Source organism: Capnocytophaga stomatis (assembly GCF_002302635.1).
Classification (GTDB): domain Bacteria; phylum Bacteroidota; class Bacteroidia; order Flavobacteriales; family Flavobacteriaceae; genus Capnocytophaga; species Capnocytophaga stomatis.
Map to the genome: position 1 here is coordinate 1693036 of NZ_CP022387.1, position 23379 is coordinate 1716414.

The following is a 23379-nucleotide window of genomic DNA, read 5'->3' on the forward strand; positions in this document are numbered from 1 at the left end:
TTTTATGAAAATAGTTAGTCACTTCCTTCATCATATTGATATAAAAAACAGTAGTGTTACTACTGTTGACTTAGAGCTAAATAATCAAAATTTAGAAGATTATATTAATGAGTTGCTAGATGAAATCATTAATAATCCTAATAGGAGAATTTATAAGTTTAGCAATGGCAATACAGAAATTAAAACTTCACTATACAAAATATTGAATAACGATTCTGAAATCGAAAAGGTAGTTGAATTAAATGCACAAAGACTCCTTCAAAAAGAAATAGATGCTCAAAATTTTATGAAAAATAAAAATATGTCTATTGAAATTCAAAAAGGGAGTCTTTTACACTTAAATTTTAATATAAACGAAAGCAAACAAATAATTATTTGTAAGGTTGAGCATGATGAAATTTTAAATGAATCAAATTTTGAGATAGTAAGAGGTTTGAATATAAGAAAAAAAATTTTTAAAGCTATACTTATAGTTTTTGATCAATCTGGAGAAATTTATGAAAGTTTAGTATTTGATAAAAACAATAGTAAATATTGGTGGTATGATTTTCTTGAGTTAGAGCAACAATATACGGATGATGAAAATACAGAGAAATCTTTAAATGAAATAGATAAGGCTCTTAATCCGTTAAAAAACAAATTTTACGCTGACTATACTATATTGAGAAATTCCATAATTGGATATTTTAAAAATAATAACGTTCTAAATTATTCTGATTTTATTTCAAATGTAATTAACAATTACGACTCAGTAAACACAGATTTTCCAAAAGAAGCAATAGCTAAAAAGTTAACTGAACTTCCTTCAAAAAAAGGATTTGACACTCAATTTTCTATTGTCAAAAAAAAGATAAATAAAAAAATCAAACATAAAATTAAGCTTGCTAATAACTTATTTCTAAGTATAGATGATTATGTTGATAATTTAAAAAATATTATTAAAACATATAAAGATTCGGAAGGCAATAAATATGTGCAAATATTATCTTCTGAAGGGTTTGATAAACTTGAAGATTTGATGGAAGCAAAATGATTAATACTCTCATTCAATTATTTAAAACTAATAAAATTTTAAGTCATATTGATAATTTTACCCAATATGAATACATAGCTTATGTTGGCATAACAGATAGTACTAGGCAACTAAATAGGTCTTTGTATAATAAGATCAATAGTTATTTCAAAAAATTAGGATATGATTGGAACTTAGAAATCGAAGAAATCTCCTACACAATATCCCAAAAAACTTTCGAAGATTTACCAATTGAATATTATAACTATTATGACGATCTCACGAATGTCAAGTTAACCATAAAAATCTTTAAATCACTAAAAAACACTATAATATTCAATCAAAAACTCTTTGAAGACACATTAAATAAAATGTCTTTGTATGATATTTTATCATATTTTCAAAAAAGAGAAAAACCTATATTAATTACAAGTCAGTATAGTAATATATCTTTAAAAACTAACATCATTGGATACAATTCTAACATAGAAGATTTAGAAAATAAAATTATTAGTATTCAGTGTCTCTTTTATAATTATTCTGAATTCAGATTTGCTCCTGAAAACTTCTGTACTTGTGAACAAAATGGTGAAGATATTCTGTGTCAAATAATTAATAAGCTGTACTTTATTTATCTGCTTATTTTTTTATTTGACACTTCAGAAATAAAAGACAATAATGTTATATTAAAATTGAAGGGACATAAAGTTCACGATTTTAATTTAGATTTTTCAATGTTAAATGTAAGTAACCTTGAAGAATATAAAAAAATTTATAACTGGGTTTACTCAGAGAAGGATAAAGTAGAGGATAAATTAGGAATTGCTAGAAATATAATAGCGTTCTATCTCAAAGATAACGATATATCTTTAGACAATAGAGTTTTCCCCTCTATAATATCAGCTAACCAACTATATATAAAGGGTAATTTGACAAAGTATATAGACTCTAGAAATAAAATATATGAACAGGTTGATCAAATCACTAATAAAATAAATACTTCTTTAGATCTATTTTTAAGTAATTTTCAGAAGTCTGTATTTGCTTTTGTCAGTTTTTATATTGGCGTTTTTGCAATAAGAATTTTTAACAAAGCAGATATATCAAATGTTATCAACAAAGAGGCAACATTTTTCGGAATAGGCATTTTATTATTATCAATACTTTTTATGTTATTCTCATTAATAATTCTACAGTCAGACATTAATAGAGTAAAACAAAAATATAATTTAATTAAAATTAGATTTCAAGATATTCTTAATGAGAATGATATAAATAAAATATTAAATAAAGATGAAGAGTTCAATAAAGATTTAATGTTTTATAACAAAAAGAAAAGGACTATAACTTTTTTGTGGATAATAACTATACTAATATTATTTTTTATCTTGTTGTGTACTTCTGAATATTTAAAATTTCTAATTGAAAGAACACTCCTTCACTAGATTGTAAGGGGAGTAACCATACAGTTGGTGTAGCCATCATTTTTTTCTTCCACCATCTTCTTTAATTTTTTTCTTTAAATTTTCTTCTAATTCTTTTCTGCTTTTACATTCATTGGAAAGCATCCAAGCATCTAATTCACTTTTTTTAAAGTAAATTTTACCCCCATTGGGTTTGCTGAAGCTTATTTTTCTATCAGACGTTAGCTTATACAACAATGATTTACTGACATTAAGATATTCGACAGCTTCATTTAAACTCAAAATTTCTTTTTTATAATTCATATTTTTATCTTTTAAGCCCTCTTGAGCTCATAAAATTTAGAGGGTTATATTAACAATGCAAAGATTTGATTAGAAGTTATATAGAAAAAATTATTCCCTTGTAGAAACAAGGGAATTTTTGTAGAAGTTGCATAAAAAATGATGTAGAAGTTGTGTTGACAAAATAATTATGTCTATGATAGGTGTTTTTTAATGATTTCGGGTAAAAAATCATCTTTTTTTATTTGAGTTTTTGTTCCCCAAAAACCTCGAATAGATTCTTCACTTACATTCTCAAAATTTGAAAAAATATTCTTTAAAAAAGAAATAAAATGAGGTTTTATGCGTGTTGTAGTATAAAGTTCCTTGTGGAGTACCCAAAAAGAAAAAGCGAGTAACCTTTGATGGATATTGGGAGAAAGTTGGGTTTCAATTTCAGGAATTTCCCCTTTTTTAACCAAGTGTATAGTATATTGAATTAATAAATTAAAATCAGCTTCTGAGAGTATTATTTCTCTCGCTTGATTTTGTCCTTTCATATAACCCAGAACCAACATAATTAAATCATCCTGTTCTTCTTGTGTTATAATTGTACGATTACTTCGCTCATAAGCTTTTAAAAATTTTTCATAATCTAGCTGAATGTTGGTTGTATCCAAACTATGTAGCAAGAATACTATATGGTCTGCTAACGCTTTTAAAAATTTAAAAATATCAGGATACTCAATAAGGAAAGAAGTTCTCTTGTCAACTATTGTTTGAATAATAGAAAATTGGATTTTTAAATATTTAACAGCATTTTCGGTTGTGTTTTCTAACGTGTAAGTCTGAATGAGATTTTTACTTCTTGTAAATTCTTCATCTAATTTGTTTCCAATAAAATAACTGATATGGAAATCTCGGTCTATCCACTCCCCATAGTCTTCCAGACAGGGAATTCGCACAGTGGTAGGATTTACAAAAGAATAGGGAGTCCCACCATACTCAATAAATTCTACTAGGAAATTTTTAAACGCATTTGCATCGGATATAGATACAAAAAAATCTAAAGGGTTATGTAAGTTACTTTCTTTTACCATAATGCAAATGTATCAAATGTTTCACATATGTTTCACACAGAAAAACAAAAAAGGCTTCACATTTCTGTAAAGCCTTGATTTTCTTTGTGGTCCCAGCTGGGCTCGAACCAGCGACCACCTGATTATGAGACATATTTTTTATTGTTTATTGTAGTTTATTTAATTCCATTTTTATTATATTTATACTATAAATCAACATATTGCCACTAAAATAATTTTGTTATTATCTTATTTTATGTTACTTTTACGACATTAATGTTCGTCAAATGTTCGTCAAAAGTTATGACCACTTTTCAATTCACACTTAAAAACAACCCAAAAGTAAATGGTGAAAGAAGTATCATCATTACGTTTATAAAAGACAGAAAAAACACAAGTTTATCCATCAGGAAATCTTGTAAGGAAGAACAATGGAGCTATGAAACAGAGAGAGTAAAGAAAAACCACCCTGAGCACAAAAAACTCAATACCTTTATTGAAAAATATAAAAAGATTATTCAGGATATTATTGAAGACTTTGAAGATAGAAATATTCCCTATTCCTTACCTGACCTTATAGAAAGCATAAAAAAATACAAAGGAAAAAATAAGACTGCCTCCTTCACAGAGTATTTATTACAAAGTATAAACAACCAAAAAGTTTCAGGTAAGATAGGTTCAGCAAGAATTGAAAAAGATACTCTAAATTCACTACAAAAATTTTTTAACAAGAAAGAAATCGGATTTAATGAGATAACTTTTTTATCATTGAAAAAATATGAATTCTATTGCTATGAAAAAGGTAATTCACCAACAACGATAGCTATCAGGATGCGAACGATGCGCTACATTTTTAATCAAGCCATTACTTCAAAAATCATTAAAGAATCACAATATCCCTTTAAGGATTACAAGATTTCAAAAATAAAAACCGATGCTAAAAAAGAGTTTTTAGATGAAGATGAAATTCAGGCTTTGAAGAATTATGTACCTAAAGATAATCGAGAAGCTTTTGCAAAAGATATGTTTTTATTTAGCTACTACTCAAGAGGAATTAACTTTATAGATTTATTAAAGCTAAAGAAAAATGCATTATCGAGCGAAAATTTGACTTTTATCAGAACCAAAACAAATGTGCCCGTGACCTTTAAATTAGCTGGATACAACAAAGATATTATGAAAAAATACCTATCGGATGATTCCTCCGAATATCTTTTCAATATCGTGCAGAATAATAATGCAGATATTACTTATTTGAAAAATAAATCTCACAAATATTTGAACAAATATATCAATCCAAGTTTAAAGGTCATTATCCAAAATTTAGGAATTAATAAACATATAACCTATTACTGTGCTAGACATTCTTTTGCTACAGCTTTAAAGTTTAAAAATGTATCAGTAGATATTATCAGACAAGCATTAGGACAAAAAGACATTAATTCTACGATGGCTTATCTCAATTCGTTACCAGACAAGAAATTAGATGAAATTATTGATATGGCTTTGATTTAGTTAGAATTATAATATTGACCTAATATAAAAATTTGAATCATCCCATTGCTTGAACGATTAATACTAAACGCAAGTAATCCCATCGTAAGTCATCAGTTTAATTATTTATATTATAATTAACTTTTAACTGAAAAAAACTATATTTGCAGAAAGTTTTTTCAAAATGCTTTCCTAGAGATATGAGGACATCATTAATATTACATTCCCAAAAATAAGATAGTTATGAAGTCTTTCCTTTCAGTACTTGTGTTTATGATTGGTGTTTGTTATGTTTTTCCACAAGAGAAACGCCCTATTTCAACTGCATTTCCTTTCTTATTACTAGGTACTGATGCCATAGCTTGTGGTAAGGGAGACTTGGGAGTAGCCTCAACACCAGACGTTTTTTCTCAACATTGGAATGCTTCCAAATATATTTTTGCAAAGGAAAAATCTGCCTTTGCAATGGCGTATGCTCCCTATCTAAATCGGGCAGTACAAGATATTTTCATAGGAAATCTTGTATATTACAAGAAAACAAAGCGAGGAGCTTGGGCTGGAAGCTTCAATTATTTCAATATAGGAAATGTAACACTTACTCGCGGTTTTGATAAAGACATTTACATTCTGGGAGATTTTCGTCCCTCTGAATTTGCTTTTGACATTTCCTATAGTTTGCAGTTAAGTGCTCGCTACGCAATGGGTATTACTACTCGTTATTTGAACTCAAATTTAAGGCTCCCTATAGAAGAAAGCAATGTAGCCAGAGGGGTTGCTTTTGACATCTGCGGATTTTATTCTTCCAAGGAGCATCTAATAGGGAATTATTTCGGAAAATATACTTGGGGATTCCAAATTTCAAACATTGGTAGTAAAGTGCAATATGAAAAATTAGGACAGTCTTTTTTCTTACCTACCAATCTTAAATTAGGTACGGGGTACAACCTACAAACTAATAGTTACAATCATTTTCAGTTTCTTTTAGAAATCAATAAATTACTCGTCCCTTCACCAGCCAAGTATGGTTTTAATGATACTAATAGCAATGGCATTCAAGAGCCTACTGAACCTACTGAAATCGTAGCGGGGAAAAACCCAAATGTTGATTTTTTACAAGGTATTTTCCAATCATTTGGTGATGCCCCTGATGGTTTTTCGGAGGAATTACAGGAAATTTCTTGGTCGTTAGGTTTTGAATACGCCTATAATGAAACTTTATTTTTACGAACAGGTTATTTCAATCAGCACAAAAACAAAGGAGACAGAAAGTATCTGACCTTAGGTACAGGGTTTCGCATACAATCGTGGCAAATTGATTTTTCATACCTTTTTTCAACAGCAAAAACAAATAATCCGATGAGTTCTTCTTTGAGAGTTGCACTACAATGTAAACTTTAGAATACAAAAAGTCCATTACTGTATTAATCAGTATTAATCAAGTAGTGGACTTTGCTTCTTTATACATCAAAATTGGTAGTAGTACGGCACTTCCGATGTAACTTCTCCATTAGGTAGGCGATATCTTAAAATTGCCTTATATTTTTTCTCGGGAATTGCAGGGAAGTTTCGTTCCATAAATTCAGTCTCCCAAGCAGGATTTAATATGCCTCTTGTCAATTTATCCGAAATATGTCTGCTCAACTCAATCCAGTCGTTTCTGTAATATATCAGTACGTCGTAACGATACGGAAAAAGACGTTTAAGTACGGAACCCTGTGAATTATTTTGCAAATTTTCCGCATACGAACTCACCACAGAGATTGCCTCTTTAGGAGGAAAACCTATTTTTTCATTCGATGAACCTCTTTTTAAGATACTGATAACTTGTGGATTTGTATATAAATATTTTTTAAACACCGCATCGTAAGTATCATCTAATATTGCTTCGGTATAAAACAAAGGCTTTCCATCGGTGTATGCCGTTCCTAAAAGTTCAATAACTTCAAAAGATTCGTCTGTATTCATATTGTTAAACAACGTTACTACGTCCGAAGAAATTTTATCCCAAAGTTTTCGCTCTGTTTTAAAAGCATTCATCTTCTGTTTGAGCGATTTATATTTACTGGTTTTGAAAGTGTAAGTCAATCGCTCAAAATTCCCTTCCTTGACAGAGGCTTGTGCCTTAGTGTTTTTAACAATGGCGGAAGTTTCCTCTTCCGAATTATCGTATCCTCCTTCAACTTGCTTTGTTACTTTTTCAGAAATGTCTTTTTTGTTGTTTTTCGTGTTATTTTTGCTGTAACTTACTATCGAAAGGGTATATTTTTCCCCCGTATTGAGTTTTGGCATTACGTACGTAATTGCATTTTTAGCAGCATCATAACTCGGCTGGGCTGTTAGTTTATTTCCGTTGTTTGAAATCAAATGCAACTGTGTTTCCCAATTATCGGACTCGAACAAATACGCCTGACCTTGTTTGAGCTGTATAAACGCATTTTTGGTTTCATCAACAAAATAGTTTTTTTGGTCAAGCACAGGGTACGCATATTGAATGTTTCCGTTGGGAATATATTCAGGGGCTACTCCTGTAACAAAAGTTCGCTCTTCTGTTTCTGTGGCTTTTTTGCCATCTACCATTACTGTTTGATAGGAGTTCCCCTTTAATTCCTGAAAACTCACCTCAGTGGTGATTGTATATTTTGTATTGGAAGAAAGCGTCTCCGTAGGTATAAAATTCACTACGTCAGAAGATTTTCCAAACTCCAATTTTCCGCTGATTTTACTACCTTTTTCATCGGTCATTTCCAATTTTTCTAACTTTACAACATACGTATGGTCGCCATCATCTTCGGGAATAACAATGGGTTTTTCTACTTCAAGATTAAAACTTACCTGAGGAGCAATGAACACATCTACATTGGTACTTTTATCTGAAGGAGACACGTCGGAAATGATTTTCATTCCGCCCAATACTTGTTCTTGTGCCAGTTCGCATTGCTCACCAAATTCCATTTTGAGTCGGAAACGCCCTTTTACCAATCCGCCCAATACGTTGTAATAGCCTCCAAGATAGCCCCTTGCCCAAAAAGGATTGGGTCCTGAACCTTGCAAAATAGCGGCAACGCCTGCTTTAAGAATAGGAATATTTTTACGAACGAAAAATAAACGCACTCGTATTCCCAACTCTCCTTGAAGATATACATACGTTTGCCCGTTGGCATACCAACCATTGATTCCGAGTTCTCCACTGCGGTTTTTACAATGAGCGTTGCCATAATTTTTCAGCATTATATCAGCACCCAAGCCCGCAGCAAATTGTGCATAGATAAACCCTGCATTGATGTTACCCGTGTCAAAATTCAGGTGCGAACCAAAGGCAAACCCTTTTCCTTCCTTAACCTGATTGAGGCTTTGCATATACCCTAAGTTACTTGCTTTCATTCCTAAAATTTCAGCTACTTTGGCAGGCGGTTGAGGCGTTTCATAAATTTTCGTTCCTATCATAAAGTAACTTTTTGCATTTACACTTAAGTTACCGAAACCTACTTGCAAACCTATCATCTCACGCGAAGTACCTATATGAATGTACCAATCTTTGGGGTCGATATGAATCACAGCTCTTCCTGCCAGTCCGTTGTCGCCCGTGCCTTTGATAATCCCTCCCGCGACGTTTATATACGCCTGCATATTGGCGTGAAACGCTTTTTGGCTAAAATCATAGTTCATTGCCATTGTAGCATAAATAGGAGCTTGCTTTGCTTTTCCATTTTTATCCAAAGAAATATCCACTTGTGAAGAAGTACTACTGTTATCCATCGAAAGGAAATTTTCTAGTTTGTCGCCTTCTTTGAGTTTTTTCATATCTACTAACTGATTAACCTGCGAAGAAAATCCTTCTTGCAGAGATTCAAAAGGATTGTCCAATTTGTCCTGTAAAGCATACATTATGGTAGCCTCCCCATCAATACCAACACGGGAAAGCCCCCCGTTTTTATTGGTTTGAAGACTTAAAATAGCCATAAAAGAAGCTACATTTTTGCTCTGAAAAGCTCCTAATACACCAGCTTTTAACTCCAATTCCACCGACGCATCTGGAATAAGCTCAAAAGCTCTTTTTATTCCCGATATATTGTCATCCTTATCCTTGTTTGCCATTGTGCCATCTTTCGGACGCATATGATAGTAAGCCCCCCCCACAAAGCCCGTGATATTCACAAACGAAGCTGGAATATTTAGCCCATCAACAGCCGCATCAAAGCCCCAATAACGAAAATCTTTATTTCCGAATACGGCATTGGCATCTACCTTAATGGCAGGATTTTCAATCTCTACCGCCAACATCGCCCTAAAACCGTTGCCATAAAATGGGTCATCTTTCATTAGTTTGAGCCTTCCTGATACTGTAGCCACCGTTACATCTACATTGTTCAAGGCTAAATCGTTGACATCAAAAGTGTCATATCGCCAAGCCGCTTTTTCTCTTTTGGCATAAATGCTAAATCCTCCTTCGGCAGAAAATTTATCTTTCTGTAAACCTACACGAATGCCAAAATTCAACATCGCTCTATCACCCCTGAAATTAACATTCACATCTTTCACGCTTACAGGAAAATTAGCCAAACGCTGCTCTCCCTTAACTCCAAAATGTTCTGCTGAAATATAAGGTTCTTCGGTTTGAAGCGTAAATTTGCGAAAAGTGATACCGTTAAACTCATAACTGTTCTTTTCGGTGTTATTTTCTCGCAATGACATTTGTCCGTCAAGAACTACTTTGGGGACGAATTCTTTATTCTTTACCCTTAGTTCAAGGTATGACGAAGGTTCAATAGTGGCTTGGGCTTTCCATAAATCAAAATTGAGTTTTTCCAAAGAAGAGGCTTTGAGCATATAATCATCATCGGTAAAAATTCCCGTAAAAAGAATGCCTTTTTCGTTGGTTTTCTGTTTGTTTTCACCATCGGTTGCATTACTTGTTTCTTGCGAATCGTCAGCTGATTCAATAGGAAGCAATATACGCCCCGAAAGAGCCCCGCCTTTGATTTTGGAAGCCACAAAATCAGCCTGAATAAAATCCAATGAATACCGCCACGCATTTTCCCCTCCTGCCGTAGTACCTTCATTAAGAGAGATTAAATGCTCTGCCGAAAAACTACCCGAAACACCGTACGAATCCAAAATAAAACGCTCTGCTGAAATACTTACCCTCGCTTGGGACTTTTTAAACTCTTCTGGCAAAGTGATTTTCAATTTACCCATATAAAAACCACGCCACGACTCCGCTTCGGCTACCAAATACTCCTCATAACCTCGGGGCAAAAACATTCCCTCTGCATTATGTGTATCACTCATATCCAGAATGATATCCTCTGCCTCAAACACAAAAGCTCCACGTTCACTATTTTGTATTTGTTTGGTAATGGCAAACGCAGGCAAAGAAACCCGTAACAGCAAATTGTTCCAGCTTTCAGCCTTTAAAGCCACTGAAGTTTCTACCCTTGCGTTAGGTATGGGCTGGTACGTTCGCTCATCAACAGGCACTATCAGTTGCGGAGATACCCGAATTACGCCATTCAAAGCAATCTCACGCAAACCATCACAATCAAAGGTAATATACGTCAAATCACCAACCGTATCGCCTGTGCGGGTGTCAATGTTTCCACCACGAAGCAAAAACTCCCAATTCTTGTTCGAGCTCACTGTAAAATCTCCCAAAAGCGAAAGACGCATATCGCCCACAATTTGTCCTTCATACGAAAACGAAAGCCCCGTAGCCCCGAAAAAAAGTTGCTTTTTACCCGTAGGACTTTGACTATCTGGCACCGTAAGGCGAGCGTATGCATTGACCAGCGTCTGTTCAGGCAAAAAAGTCGCTTGGGTGATGATAATGGCGTATTCCATTCCGTCTTTCGTCTCTCGAATCCCAACAGGAAGCTCCGTGATGTCTTCTAAGGTTTCTGCCCAGCGAGTTTGCTCAAAAGTCGCTCCCAAGGGATGTTCCTGAGAAAAAACAAAAATCGGAAAAATTGCAAAAAACAAACACAAACGGAAGATACGAACCATAACCAATTGATTTAATACACCGACAAAAGTAACAAAAATTTTATCTCTTGAACATATTGAAAAAGTTTTTGAAAGATTGCCAACGATTGGGAATGTAAAAAGGAGTTCCTTTCGTATAATAATCTTTCAGCTGAATGTACATATTAAAAGGCATTAATAGCAACGCTAAACCTCCGAATATAATAACAACATAGCCAATACCTATCGCAAAAGTTTTTCTAAGAACCGCCTTGCTTCCAGAAAGTGTCTTCTCATTTAAAGCTAAAAATTGGATGTATCCTTGGTCGTTTCGGATAATCTCCAAAGAATGTAGTTTTTTCAGTTGTTCCTTCTCCAAACTTACTGCATTGATTTCAGGTTTTACTTTGATAAATTTCGCTCCATTACCCTCAACCTCAATCGTTTTTAAAGCAGACAACGCTTGATGTTTTGCACCATCCATAGCTTTGGGTATCGTTTGTAAAAATGCCTCAGGTGAAGCTATAATTCCCTCAGTTTGGAGCAATGCTAACAGCTTATTTTGCTCGCCATCAGGAACAAAATATTGGCAATTTATCTTATCATCAAAAACCTCGAAAGAGACATTCAAATAATTGGTATCGAAGCCGTAATACCAAAAATTAATTTTTTCGATTTCCGTATATTTTTTAGGCGATGTTTCGATAGCTTTCCCGGCTTCCAAAATACGCAAGCCCATCACAAACGCCACCACACCCGCAATGACCATATACATCAACGAATACACAAAAAAACTTATTGGTTTCATTTTATTTTGAAAATATTTTATAAGACAATCATTGTAAAAACACTTATTTGCACAATCTGCACAGTTTTTAACTTCTGTTGATTTCTCCCTCAAAAATATGCAACGTATTGTGATGGTCTAACACATAGAGTTTTCCAGCACCGTATTGCAAATCCTTGATTGCAGGGAACTTATCTTTGGCTTCGGGAATTTCCCCACTCCAAATAATCCCTTTTTTATCTCGGCTGAAAATCGCAAAACGATTGTTTTTGCTCCCCTCATAAGCATAGATATTTTCTGCATCATACCCGCCAATATAGTTCAAAACAAGCCCATTTTTCTGGGAAGAATCTTTAAAACTATAACTATCAAAGTAATTTTTGTTAGAATTTAGGTCGTATTCTATATAAAAATGTAGGTTTAGATTAAAAATAATGCCTTTTTCTTCGTCTAAAACAGTATCATAGCCAAAATAACCTTTAAAATCTTCAAAAAAAGGCTCTCCCAAAGCCATTTTGCCTTCTTTTATATAGTGAGTTTCTTTGCCTGTTTTAATGTCTAATGCCAGTAGCCCGCTATTAAGTACCAACCAAAGTTCATCTTTATAAACACCCAAAAACTTAATCACTTCTGCTTGAACCTCCACAGGCGGTTCGCCTTGATAATCAGCTTCTTTGAAATAGTTGTATTTTTTTCCTAAATTGTATTGCCAAAGAACATTACCAGTTCTTATATCTCTGCAAATTAAATCATCTGTGAAAATGTAGTTTTCTATAATATTTCTTCCTATCTCTTCCTTTACTTCAAAATTTTTTTTAAATTTTATACAATCCAAAACACCATAAATTCTTGGAGCTTTTCCGTAGTAAAAACAAATAAAAGGGTATTTTGCAAAACTGACTTCAAAATCAGATATTTTATTTATTAATTCTAGTTCTTCATTAAATACATATGGTTTATTTTCATCATCTAAAACTAATATTTCATTTTCTAAGTCAAATAGCCTATAAGCATTTTCAATAATTGTTTTCGCACCATTTTTCAATGATACAATTTCATTGTCTATTATTACTATACCTTTGTTTAATAGATATGTTTTAATACTTTTAATTTTCCTTCTTAGTTTCATCTTATTCTGTTTTTATAAAATCAAACAATTTATTATCCGTGGTGAATCTTTTATCAGAGGTATAATTTTTGAAATCTTGCCATTTTTCAATTAAATCTCCATCAAAATCTTTTATCTTTTTAAATAAATTAGAATTTGCTTCAAAAATTTCTTTTGCATTTTCATCAAAGAATTTTTTCATTCCGTTTTTCGCCTCGTTCAAAGATAGTTTGTTTTTATTAAACACATATTGCAATTGCTTAATATCGTCAATCTTTGCAATATAGTTCAAAAATTGTTTTTTACTAATATTTTCAGCGTTTTTGTAGCTTTTGTATTCTATAAATTTTAATTCATCCGTGTTTTGAGTGATAAGTTCTACATCAAAACGGCAATTTATACAAGGTAAGTCATCGCCATCAAACTCCAAATCAAAAGCCTTTATCTTTGTTTTAGCAATGTTTCGTTTTTCCAAATCGGTAATCATATGCCAAAGTCCGTCTTGCACAGCAGGAGCAGGGTTGTTTAGAGCATCACGCAGGCTTTTGTTAAAACCTTCAACGCCTTCATACCTATTTGTAATGGTTTTAAGTTTATCCAAATGCTCTTTTAGTGCAAATTTATTCCAACTCCAATTGTCATTTTTATGAGCAATAAGAAATTTTTTTTGAATTTTATTCTCTTTCAAAAATATGCAATGTATTATCCGAGCAATGTACATATAGTCTATTATCTATCACTCGTATTTCTTGTATGTTATTGTTGATTCCGTCATTGATTTCAAAATCTTTTTGCCAAATAAGCTGCTTAGTTTCTAAATCTATGATACCCATTCGGTTTGTGGAATATATCTTAAAATCAACAAAATACAGCTTATTGTCCTTTACTACCGACTTATTCCAATGAATTTTCAAATTTAAAGGTTTTAAAATTTCTTCAAAATTATATTCTATGATTTCTCCTGAGTTTAGATTGAGTCCTTTTAAAAAATAAATATATGAAGTATATATACGACCCTCTTCTAAAAATAAAAAGCCATAAAAACCTCTATATACGTCTGTTACTTTTCCTGTTTCTATCTCTATGCAAAAAGTAGCATTGTTTTTTTCATTTTTACCATCTTTTAAACATAAATACAAATGATTATTACACACGATAATATTACCTACTTGCTCTATTGCTTCTCCCTGTAATAAATCCGAAAAAGTGTGTTGCCAGAGGATTTGGTTGTCAAAAGTACACAAATTATAAAAATCATCTCCTCTGCCTATAAATTTATTATCCAATAATTTATAAATTCCAAAATCTTCATTAAATGGAATGTGAATAAGATTTTTTTGTTCTTTTACTGAAAATAATATCATATCCTCATTTGAAAAAATCAATAAATCTTTGTAATAATCATTTGTGTAGTAATAATTATTTAATTCTTCGATTTTTATTATTTTCTTCTTTTGTGTATCAAAAAAGAAATTTTTCCCTGAAAAAATCTTATCTTCATATTCATAAAGATTATTAGATGGAAAATCATAGTGTTCCTCAATAATCTCATTTTTACCAGTAAGATAGAGTTTTTTATTTTGTAAGATATATAATTTTTTATCTAAAATGATATATTTATCTACATTAGTTATTTTATTTAAAAATTTCATTAAAAATTTCATCTGTTGTTAAGTTATTAATTAAAAAATCTACATAATTATCCTCATTAATTTGCCTGCTTAATTTAGGAAAGAATGATTTTACTTTTTCTACTCCAATTACTTCCAAAGCCTCTCTTGCTTCTTTTGAGGATAAATATTCCAATACTTTTTCTTTGGTAAGTTTGTTGCCTTTTATACGCCATTGTATTTTAGTTAAATCTGTGGCATTAAAAAGGTCGCGTTTTACAAATTCTCTTATAAAATCATCTTTACTTACTATGCCACTTGTCAGCCATTTATACTCAATAGTTAATGGAGGAACATCATCAGTAGCTACATCAATATAGGAAATGTTTTTATCACTATTTATCACTTTAAACTCAATACTTAATTTCTTTCCTGAGAACTCTTTTGCATTTTGGGTAATATCTTGCAATATCCAATGAGCTGCTTGGGAATTCTGCGGGTTTTTATCCGTGAGTTTACTTATAATGTTTTTAAAATTATCAAACTCAATCGGGTATTTTTCCAATTCTTTACCAAAGCTATCTAAATTATCTAATATATTCTTAAAAGCACCGTCTTCTAATCGGCTTGCTCTTACCCGTGCTAAAAGCTCATCTATAAATCCAAGTTTTTGTATCTGTTGGTTATTTCTTACCCTTGTAAGGGCTTCTACTGCATCGGCGTTTTTCATTAACCCCGTGCGGTTGGCATCTTTTAAAAGTTTCCAGCTTTGGGCGTTTTCTATTGAAAAAGTTCCTTTAAAAGTATTTTTGAAAAGCTCTATGTCGGTTTTTTGCCAACCCAAACTTTCAAGTTTGGGGATATTATTCTTTGATAGTTCATCAAGATAATTCACCGCATTACCTTCGGCGTACATCTGAGCTTCTTCCCAAGCCCTCCTAACTTTGGGGTCATTCAAAGCAGTTTCTTTAAGCCTGATGACATTTTTCTCAATAAGCTCTTCCAATTGCTTATCAGTCATTATGTAGCCATTAGCCTCCGTAATATTTAACTCATTGATAAGTTTGGTTAATTTTGTGCTTCGCTCAGAGGTGTTTTGAATCGCTTTTATTTTATTCAGGGAAGCAAGCGTTTTGAACCCTTCGTTAAGCAAATCATAACTTCCCTTCGTTACAAAAAAGCCCTCTATCCAGCCAAAAAACTTAGGGAGTTCTGTATCCGTAATTGATTTATAAGCTATTGTTCCTGTGGTATATGCAAAATCGGCAAGAGGTATTGCCTTGGTGGCTAAGGTTCTTGTAAAAGCCGTTGTTCCTTGTTTGGCGGCAACCCGTAAAGAAGCCATTGCTGCTGTGCCTTCTCCAAAGGTACTGACTGTTAAAACCACATTAAACGTGTTCCAAGCAAAATTTTTAAAACGCTGTCTATCCTTTTTAACATCCAGATATTCTAAAAAAATTAGAGGCAACAAATACCCTTCATTTGAAAATGCTATTTCTTTTTTATGGAACGAATGTTCAGAAATGCCACTAAACGGATCGGCTCCTTCTAAAAAAGTAACCAGCTCAAAATCTTCATTTGTATCGGCTGCTCTGTGGGTTACAATATAAATAATTTACTAATATCCTCCAATTTTTACCCTCTTTCAAAATATACAAAGTATACTATTTGGTAGTAAAAACACCCACTTTACAAAAAAGGATTGGGTTCATTTTCTAAATGATAAATCAGTTTTTCAAAACCTTGCTGAAAAAATTTCACTTCATCTATTTTTTCAGGTTTTTTAATCCCATATAGCTCGATTAATTTTTGAGTTCCTTCTTTGTATTCTTCGTAGCGTGAATGATTTCCCCATTTGAGAATCGCTAATTTTTTAAATAATTGCAAAGGAAAAGAACCGCCAACAACGATTTCAGACCTTTGCTCAAACGGAACACTACCTACATATTCCGCCAAAAAGTTTATATCTGTTAGTTTTGGGAAAATTTCGGTTTCATAGAAACGAACACATTTACAAAATTCTGATAAATAAAGGTTTAATTCTTCTTCATCTTTTACACTTTCAGGAAAAACATATTCTGAATGATAAAAATCTTTAATCACAAAAATAAATCTTCGTCTATAATACTCTTTAACAATAATTTCATTAACTACATTGTTAAGTAATAGACTAAAAATATTTTCAAAAGAATTTAAATCAACTATAAAACCTTCAAAATTAAGAATAGTTCCATTAAATTGAACTCTTATTCTGGTTTCTATACTAAAATCAATATCTTCTTTTACAAAGATAATATATCCCGAATCACCTATCCATACTTTATAGTCTGGCATTGTTTTCTTTGCCCACTTCTTAATAAAATCTTTTTTTACTTCTAAACACATAGTTATCTATTTTTTATTTATTTTATTCCTAAAAATTGGTTATTTCCATCGCCATACATTTTATAAAAGGCTTTTATTTGTATCTGTTCTCCTTGTTCTATTTCTTTCGGTAATTTAATTTTTAATTCATCTTCCCCCTTCACTTCTTTTGATTTATATGCCAATTTACCTTTTCCAGCTTGTTGTTGAGCCAGTTTTTGTCCCTTGGTAAAAGCTGTTTTTTCGCTTAATTTGGTATCTACTATTACCATATCTACAATTTCATCAAAGTCATCATATTTTACCCACACTTGGTCGGCAATAAAATACTCCCCTTGTGCAGAGCAAGGCGGTGTTTTGCCTGGTAAACAAAACTGCATCTGGCTAATAAGTTTGCGCTGGTCAAGGTCGGGGATTAATTTTTTAAGTTCGTTATAGGCTTTGCCCATTTTTGTTTTTACTGTGGCAACCAATGCCACTGTTGGTTCGGCTTTTGAAAGGGCTTTGGCACCACCACGCACATAGGCTACTCTACAACCACTTCATAATCAAGCTCTGAAAACTCAAAGCCAATAATACCATTTTCCTCAATGGATTGTTTTAGAGCTTCGGAACAAAGCGTATCACCATTAGGCAAATTGTAAATAATATCATATTCTCTTGAAAAACAAACTTTTGAGCATTCCAATTCAATGTCTTCCTCCAACATTAATTTTCGTCTTATTTTTATAAATTCAGATTCATTTTCTATTTCTATAACAGTATTTATATCATTTTTTAGATAGTAAAAGTGACTTTGTCCAAATATAATGTTTTGCAAAGGATTTATCGGAAACTGAAAAATCCAGTATTTCAATTTTTCACCTTTGTATAAAAGCCTCGTTTCATAAAAATGATATTTGGGGGCTATTTTAAATTTTTCTAATAAGGTTTTTAGTTTATCGGATACATACCAGTATGCTCCACTGGGATATTCCCCCATTCCTCCGTGGACATCTTGCAATCGCCATTCCCAATCTTTTTCTTCGCCAAAACTCTGTAAATGAAAATAATCAAATATAGGGGCATCTTCTATAATTTCTCTTTTTCTCATTCTGTCAAAATAAAACGCTCCGTTGGGGACAAATTCCCCATTGGCACTTGGTATATCCGCCACTAAACCTTTCGATTTTTGCTCTAAATCAATACTTTTATCTGTTATTCTATAATATCTCATTACTTCCAAATTTAAAAATTAATAATATCATTTACATTTTTAGTCCCTAACAAGACCTCTTGTTCTAATTTATTTTTCGTATTTTTTATTAGTCTTTGGATTTGCTTAAAGGCTAATTCATTATCTCCATTAACATTATTTATAATCTCTGATATTTTTTTACCAATCTCTCTATTGTAATCATTATGACTTGCGTGTCCATTGATGTCTAATTTTAAACTTTTCTTTTGTATCATCATACCATTGTCAATACCATTAAAATCAAATGTAAAATCTGGGTTAGCCTTTTTTAGGTCAAAGAGTAATTGTTTTAAATCGGGGTTTGTTTTTAACACATCAACTGGTATAATGTGGTGTGCCTCAAAGTTTAAGGTGTTGCCCTCATATTTGGCAAAGGTGTTTTTAAACCAATCGTCAAAATCGCCTTGCTTTACAAATTTATCAAAGTATTTTTTGGCATACGCTTTACTTTCAGCCAGTTCTATGATGTTTTTTCGTATTGTACTTCGGTTTGCAACAATATCATCAACCAACTCTTGGGCGGTGTTGAAAGTTTTTAAAGTGTTTTTCGCTTTCGCCAAGTTATCCACCTGCTTTTTAATGGCATCTTTATCAAGATATTTTTTAGTTTGCTCCAAAAATTCTTGACTTTGTTTGCCATCAATGGCAGAGGCTACGTAAAATTCATTGGCTTGTATGTCGTTTACGCTTTTATAAACCAGTTCAAAACCATCGGCATTATCGGCTTTTTTGGCAACCAATGCCACTGCTGGTTCGGCTTTTGAAAGGGCTTTGGCACCACCACGCACGTAGGCTATTCCAACCAAAGGAGTTACCGCAGATGCCGAATAAATTATGGCATTTTCCACATCACTACGTGCCAGTGCATAAGCTGCTCCAATGGGGTCGGTAAAGGTATCAACACCCGGTATGGTTCCAAAAATATCCAACATTGAGTAAACGGCATCGTCTAACAATGTCATTTTCTTAAAGTCATACAGTGCCTCTGATGACAACGAACTTTGCCCCAAGGCTATGGTTACCTTATTGCCCCAGTTCCAAGTATTTACTGAATTTTGCCACAAATAACGCGGGTAATCAGGCGTTCCGTTTTGCCCATAATCCATAAATACCTCTCGGAATTTACCCAAATCATTAATGGATAGTGTTTTCCATAGTTCTTTGTTAGCAAGTCCGTTTTGAGAGGTTTCTTTTTGTAAAGCCAACTCAGCATCTGCTCTCGCTTGCCGAACTTGTTCCATTATTTCTTCTAATGGTTTGTCATCAGAAATGCTGGGAGAAGTTGGATAAAATACGCTTCTACTACTTAAAGACTTGGATTGATAAAACTCCAAATGTTTTATAAACGGATATCCTCTTTGGTTGGTTTTCGATTTATAGATATAATTCTGTACCGAACCATCGGCATATTGATAAAACTTGTTGAAAATAACGGGTTTTTCAATGTCTGCATACAAACCAATAATGGTTTCAAACACAGATTTTCCCTGTTGTTTAACTCTAACAACATCGTTGTGACTCTGTGCGTAAGCTATGCTATAACACGTTTTTTGGTTTATCGTTCCTTCTTTAAAAATAGATTCATAATTTGATGAGGCTATGACCACATACACTACTTTACGATTATTGGTCGGTAGTTCTCGTACAGCATTTTGTGCCAAATCAGAAACTATGTGTTCCTCTATGTATTTATTACTTTCTAATTGTAAAAAGGTAACCACAACATCTACGTCAGTGTAATGAGAAAGAAGATGTAGTTTTTCTTCCAATTCATATAATTGGCTGGCTGATTCATTGCTCACAACACTATTAACGATGTGATTATACGTACCCAAAGGTTGTATTTCTGTTTGTCGAGATTTTGCTATTTTCGTAACAGCATTTTTTAAATCGCTATTTAGTTGTTTTTGATATTTTGCTATCTCTGAAATATGCCCCGCTGTTATAAGTGCAAATTCACTACAATTACCTTTTTTCAGTTCATCACAAACAACAGTACCTGCGTATTTTATATTTCCTCCGTTATTTTCGAAATCTATCTCCTTACCTCGTTTATCTTTTATATAGCCCCAAGTAGTTACATAATACCTATCGGAACCACAAATACTTCCAGCTCTGTATAAATAAATTTCTGTTTTATCAGTAACCGTTTGATAATAAATATTTAAAGTGCTGCCTTGAACAGTTTGATAACCAACAAACTTTCCTTGTGCTGAAAACTCAGCAAAATAAGGTTCTTCATCATACTTGATAGCGGGTAATGTACCTTGTGGAATTTTAGTCAATTCTTTTCTATCAATTGATGTTGTGTGTGATTTATTAAATGAGAAAGGTCTCCAATCAGGTGTTAGCCATATTTTTCCTCCAAACTCCCCCTCACTTTGCCCCTGAAAGGCATAGATTTTCAACTTCGGGTCGTTTATTTGTTTCCAATCGGTGTGAGCAAAATTGGTCTCGCTGGCGTAATCCATTAAGGTTCTGAATGTTCCTTTTTTGGTTTCGTCCTTTTTGAATGGGTGTTCCAGTTTGAAAATCCCGTGACCCAACTCGTGGGCAATGGTTCGTTCATTTGCATCCAACACAAACCCAAACTGACCGCCCAACCGCATATAACCCGCCTGCGAGCCTTCCTGTTTACCCACAAAAACATAATACGTATCCGATTTTACCGCTCTTTCTGATTTATATCGCGTGATAATATCTTGTTGTTCAGGACTGTACGTGGAAAGGTCGCCAAAGGCATTTTTCGTGTCGATGGTTTCTGTAACAGGAAATAGCTTATCGGTTGAAATCGTGAGTTTTACCCCCACTTTGGCATAAATGGCTTTGATTTTTTCCGTGTCGATGGGTAAGTTTTCCGCTACGGGAATAAGGGTTACATTCACCTCTTTTTCAGAGAGATGCACCAAAATACACTTGCCGATAACCTCTTCTTTTTCGGTTTTTGCATTTTTAGCAACCACCCAAAGCTCCTCATCGGCAAAATCAAAAAGTCCTTTGCGTGAGATTTCAAAAACGCCTTCTTTTTCTTTTTTCGAATCGATTTTCAAGCCTTTATCGGTCTGAAAATGAAAACTATACCGCAAAGTATCTTTCTGTTTGATAACTACCTGAAACACATCGTTTTTACCTTTTACGAGTGCTTTGTACGGAATTTCCCCCGAAGCATCAAAAGCAAATTCACTTGGCGAAAAATCCCATTGTATTTCAAAATTTTCGGATTTGACTTGTCCTTTCGGAAGATTGTTTTTATTTTGATTTTGAGCCAGTTGGGTGTCTGCTTTTTCACCTACGGAGGTTACCTCGCCTTGTTCGTCCAATGTCCAGACTTTCCCCGAAGCATCGGAAAGCTGGTAGTCCGACCCTGCCGGCAACACCACCTGCGGAGCGATGCCTGTTTTTTCGTCAGGCTTACCGATAACGACAACCCGCCCGTTTGCGTCTTTTTTAATTTCGGCGATTTCAAAATCAATTTTGTTGGTTTTTACCCCTGCATCACCGAAAACCTCGCCAATGCCTTCTTGAAGGAATTTAACGTTTTTCTCATTCACATCGTACGTCGTAATAAGCTTACCCTCAAAAAGTTGTCTTTCGGAGTTGATTTTTATCCCGTCAAATTTTACTTTGATTTTGGTGTCCAAAAGGTACGGCACTTGTACGTAACCCTCGCCCGAAAAAACGCCATTACTACCTGTGGCTCTGATAATTGTAACGGGAAAATCACCCGCTACAAAGGTTTCATTCACGCCCAACACTTCCTGCAACGGCTCTCGGTTTTTAATGCGTATCTCAGGTTTTACGCCACATTGTACGCTGGTGCTGTCGTTCGCTTTGTGAGGCGTAACAAACTCTTGTTCAGTACTGTACAAATAGGTTTGTTCGCCAAACACATTGCCCATCGCTTTGCCCAACCCGCAGGCGATGCCCACTTTGTAAATGTAATTTTTTCCGCGTTTTAAGCCTGCCAATGTCGTTTGCGGGAGATTGGAAGTCTGTGATTTCCAGTTCTTTCCCTTTTCGCGATACAAAATTTTATACAATCCTCCATTTCCGTCTGCATTTGAAATACTTGCCCGTGGCGGCTCTCCACTGCTCCAACGGATGTGGGCGGTATTGTCTTTGGTAGTGGCTGTCAGGAACTTAGGGGCGTAGCAATGGCTTACGTAGTCAAAATAAAACGCCTGTGATTCCCCGTTATTATGAAAAAAAGATTGTCGCTGATTGGGGTTGTTCGGATTTTGGGTAAAAGCACGTACTTTCCATACATAGCGTTTATTTTCCAGCAGTATAGGTTTATCAGGTCCATACAAAATCGTATTGCTCGGAATTTTTCCCTGATACACCAATCGCCCCGAAACGAATGCCTGGTCGGGGTTGAGGCTGTTATCCCAGACTTCCTTCAGCGTAAATTCGTATTGCGTAAACGGAGCCGGGTCTCGCAACATCCACTGAAACACAAGGTGTTGGAATTGGCTCTGTTTGGCAATGACCTCGCCTTGGGCGGGTAGGGTAAGCAGTGGCGGGGTGTATCGGCGTATCTGCACCAGCGTTCGGGCTTTAGCGGAAAGAGGCGTTTGTGTAGCCATATCGTAAGCCGTCAAACAGAAAAAATAAGCTCCTTCGGGCAGTAAATCATTGTAAAAATATTCTGTAACTCCGTGTAAATTTTCAAAGGCGAAAAGGGCTTTGAGTTCGATATTGGAGAGGGACTTTCGCACTCCCGAGGTAAGCTGTGTTTGAAACGGTTGCAGAAAATCAGGGGTTTGTGCCAAGGGCTGTCCTTGTACATTTTCCAACGAAAACCGAAGGGCCACATTGCGTACAGGGCTGTTTAAATCTTTCAAAAGCAGATACACCTGTATTTTAGGCTCAAAACTCGCCCAATAATCCCGCAAACTTTGCTCATACGGAGGCGTTACCACAAGCTGTACATCAACAGGATATTGCTGGGCTTTGAGTGAAAAACTCACCCAAAAAAGCAAGAAAACGTACAGTGGTTTGATAGGTTTCATAAAATACACTAATTTTTTCAAAGGTCTCTACTT

The 23379-nt window shown here is 33.9% G+C and carries 16 protein-coding genes; 4 read left to right on the top strand and 12 right to left on the bottom strand.

The genetic code is table 11. From position 1 onward, the window contains the following. Window positions 1-4: 4 nt before the first annotated feature. Window positions 5-1033 (top strand): nucleoid-associated protein, encoded by a 1029-nt coding sequence (locus CGC58_RS07460; protein WP_095896157.1) that lies wholly within the window; start codon window positions 5-7, stop codon window positions 1031-1033. Next, window positions 1030-2457 (top strand): hypothetical protein, encoded by a 1428-nt coding sequence (locus CGC58_RS07465; protein WP_095896158.1) that lies wholly within the window; start codon window positions 1030-1032, stop codon window positions 2455-2457. The genes CGC58_RS07460 and CGC58_RS07465 overlap by 4 nt, the downstream gene beginning before the upstream one ends. A 36-nt stretch (window positions 2458-2493) precedes the next feature. Here the strand turns inward: CGC58_RS07465 and CGC58_RS07470 are convergent, their stop codons facing one another. Together CGC58_RS07470 and CGC58_RS07475 are read right to left on the bottom strand one after the other, a co-directional pair. After that, window positions 2494-2739: a helix-turn-helix domain-containing protein gene (locus tag CGC58_RS07470; protein WP_095896159.1), complete on the bottom strand. Its 246-nt coding sequence runs from the start codon at window positions 2737-2739 to the stop codon at window positions 2494-2496. A gap of 173 nt (window positions 2740-2912) precedes the next feature. Further along, window positions 2913-3797: a hypothetical protein gene (locus tag CGC58_RS07475; RefSeq protein ID WP_095896160.1), complete on the bottom strand. Its 885-nt coding sequence runs from the start codon at window positions 3795-3797 to the stop codon at window positions 2913-2915. 282 nt (window positions 3798-4079) lie between these two features. Between CGC58_RS07475 and CGC58_RS07480 the strand changes: the two genes are divergently transcribed. Both CGC58_RS07480 and porV read left to right on the top strand, forming a co-directional pair. Then, window positions 4080-5291 carry a site-specific integrase gene (locus CGC58_RS07480; protein WP_198540712.1) on the top strand — a complete coding sequence of 404 codons (1212 nt, stop codon included), beginning with the start codon at window positions 4080-4082 and terminating at the stop codon, window positions 5289-5291. 222 nt (window positions 5292-5513) lie between these two features. Next, entirely contained in the window at window positions 5514-6668 is a 1155-nt protein-coding gene (gene porV, locus CGC58_RS07485) for a type IX secretion system outer membrane channel protein PorV (protein WP_095896162.1), read from the top strand. Between the two features lie 66 nt (window positions 6669-6734). On the opposite strand, the gene CGC58_RS07490 is transcribed toward porV, so the two are convergent. The 10 genes from CGC58_RS07490 to CGC58_RS07535 form a co-directional block, all read right to left on the bottom strand. Next, on the bottom strand, window positions 6735-11270 hold the full coding sequence (locus CGC58_RS07490; RefSeq protein ID WP_095896163.1) for an Ig-like domain-containing protein: 4536 nt from the start codon (window positions 11268-11270) through the stop codon (window positions 6735-6737). A gap of 40 nt (window positions 11271-11310) precedes the next feature. Then, window positions 11311-12036 carry a hypothetical protein gene (locus CGC58_RS07495; RefSeq protein ID WP_095896164.1) on the bottom strand — a complete coding sequence of 242 codons (726 nt, stop codon included), beginning with the start codon at window positions 12034-12036 and terminating at the stop codon, window positions 11311-11313. A 67-nt stretch (window positions 12037-12103) separates the two neighbouring features. Then, the gene (locus tag CGC58_RS07500; RefSeq protein ID WP_095896165.1) at window positions 12104-13144 is read right to left on the bottom strand and encodes a hypothetical protein; all 1041 of its coding nucleotides are present in this window, start codon (window positions 13142-13144) and stop codon (window positions 12104-12106) included. Between the two features lies 1 nt (window position 13145). Further along, on the bottom strand, window positions 13146-13811 hold the full coding sequence (locus tag CGC58_RS07505) for a hypothetical protein (RefSeq protein ID WP_095896166.1): 666 nt from the start codon (window positions 13809-13811) through the stop codon (window positions 13146-13148). Next, window positions 13798-14787: a hypothetical protein gene (locus CGC58_RS07510; RefSeq protein WP_095896167.1), complete on the bottom strand. Its 990-nt coding sequence runs from the start codon at window positions 14785-14787 to the stop codon at window positions 13798-13800. The genes CGC58_RS07505 and CGC58_RS07510 overlap by 14 nt, the downstream gene beginning before the upstream one ends. Then, complete coding sequence (locus tag CGC58_RS07515; RefSeq protein ID WP_095896168.1) at window positions 14759-16204, bottom strand: hypothetical protein; 1446 nt, start codon at window positions 16202-16204, stop codon at window positions 14759-14761. The genes CGC58_RS07510 and CGC58_RS07515 overlap by 29 nt, the downstream gene beginning before the upstream one ends. Before the next feature lie 218 nt (window positions 16205-16422). After that, window positions 16423-17118 (bottom strand): hypothetical protein, encoded by a 696-nt coding sequence (locus CGC58_RS07520; RefSeq protein ID WP_095896169.1) that lies wholly within the window; start codon window positions 17116-17118, stop codon window positions 16423-16425. Between the two features lie 17 nt (window positions 17119-17135). Then, window positions 17136-17618 (bottom strand): hypothetical protein, encoded by a 483-nt coding sequence (locus tag CGC58_RS12855; RefSeq protein ID WP_232748808.1) that lies wholly within the window; start codon window positions 17616-17618, stop codon window positions 17136-17138. A gap of 5 nt (window positions 17619-17623) precedes the next feature. Beyond that, window positions 17624-18313, bottom strand: a complete 690-nt coding sequence (locus CGC58_RS07530; RefSeq protein ID WP_095896170.1) for a hypothetical protein — start codon at window positions 18311-18313, stop codon at window positions 17624-17626. Between the two features lie 11 nt (window positions 18314-18324). Then, window positions 18325-23346, bottom strand: coding sequence for an AHH domain-containing protein (locus CGC58_RS07535; RefSeq protein ID WP_095896171.1), 5022 nt, complete (start codon window positions 23344-23346; stop codon window positions 18325-18327). Window positions 23347-23379: the final 33 nt, after the last annotated feature.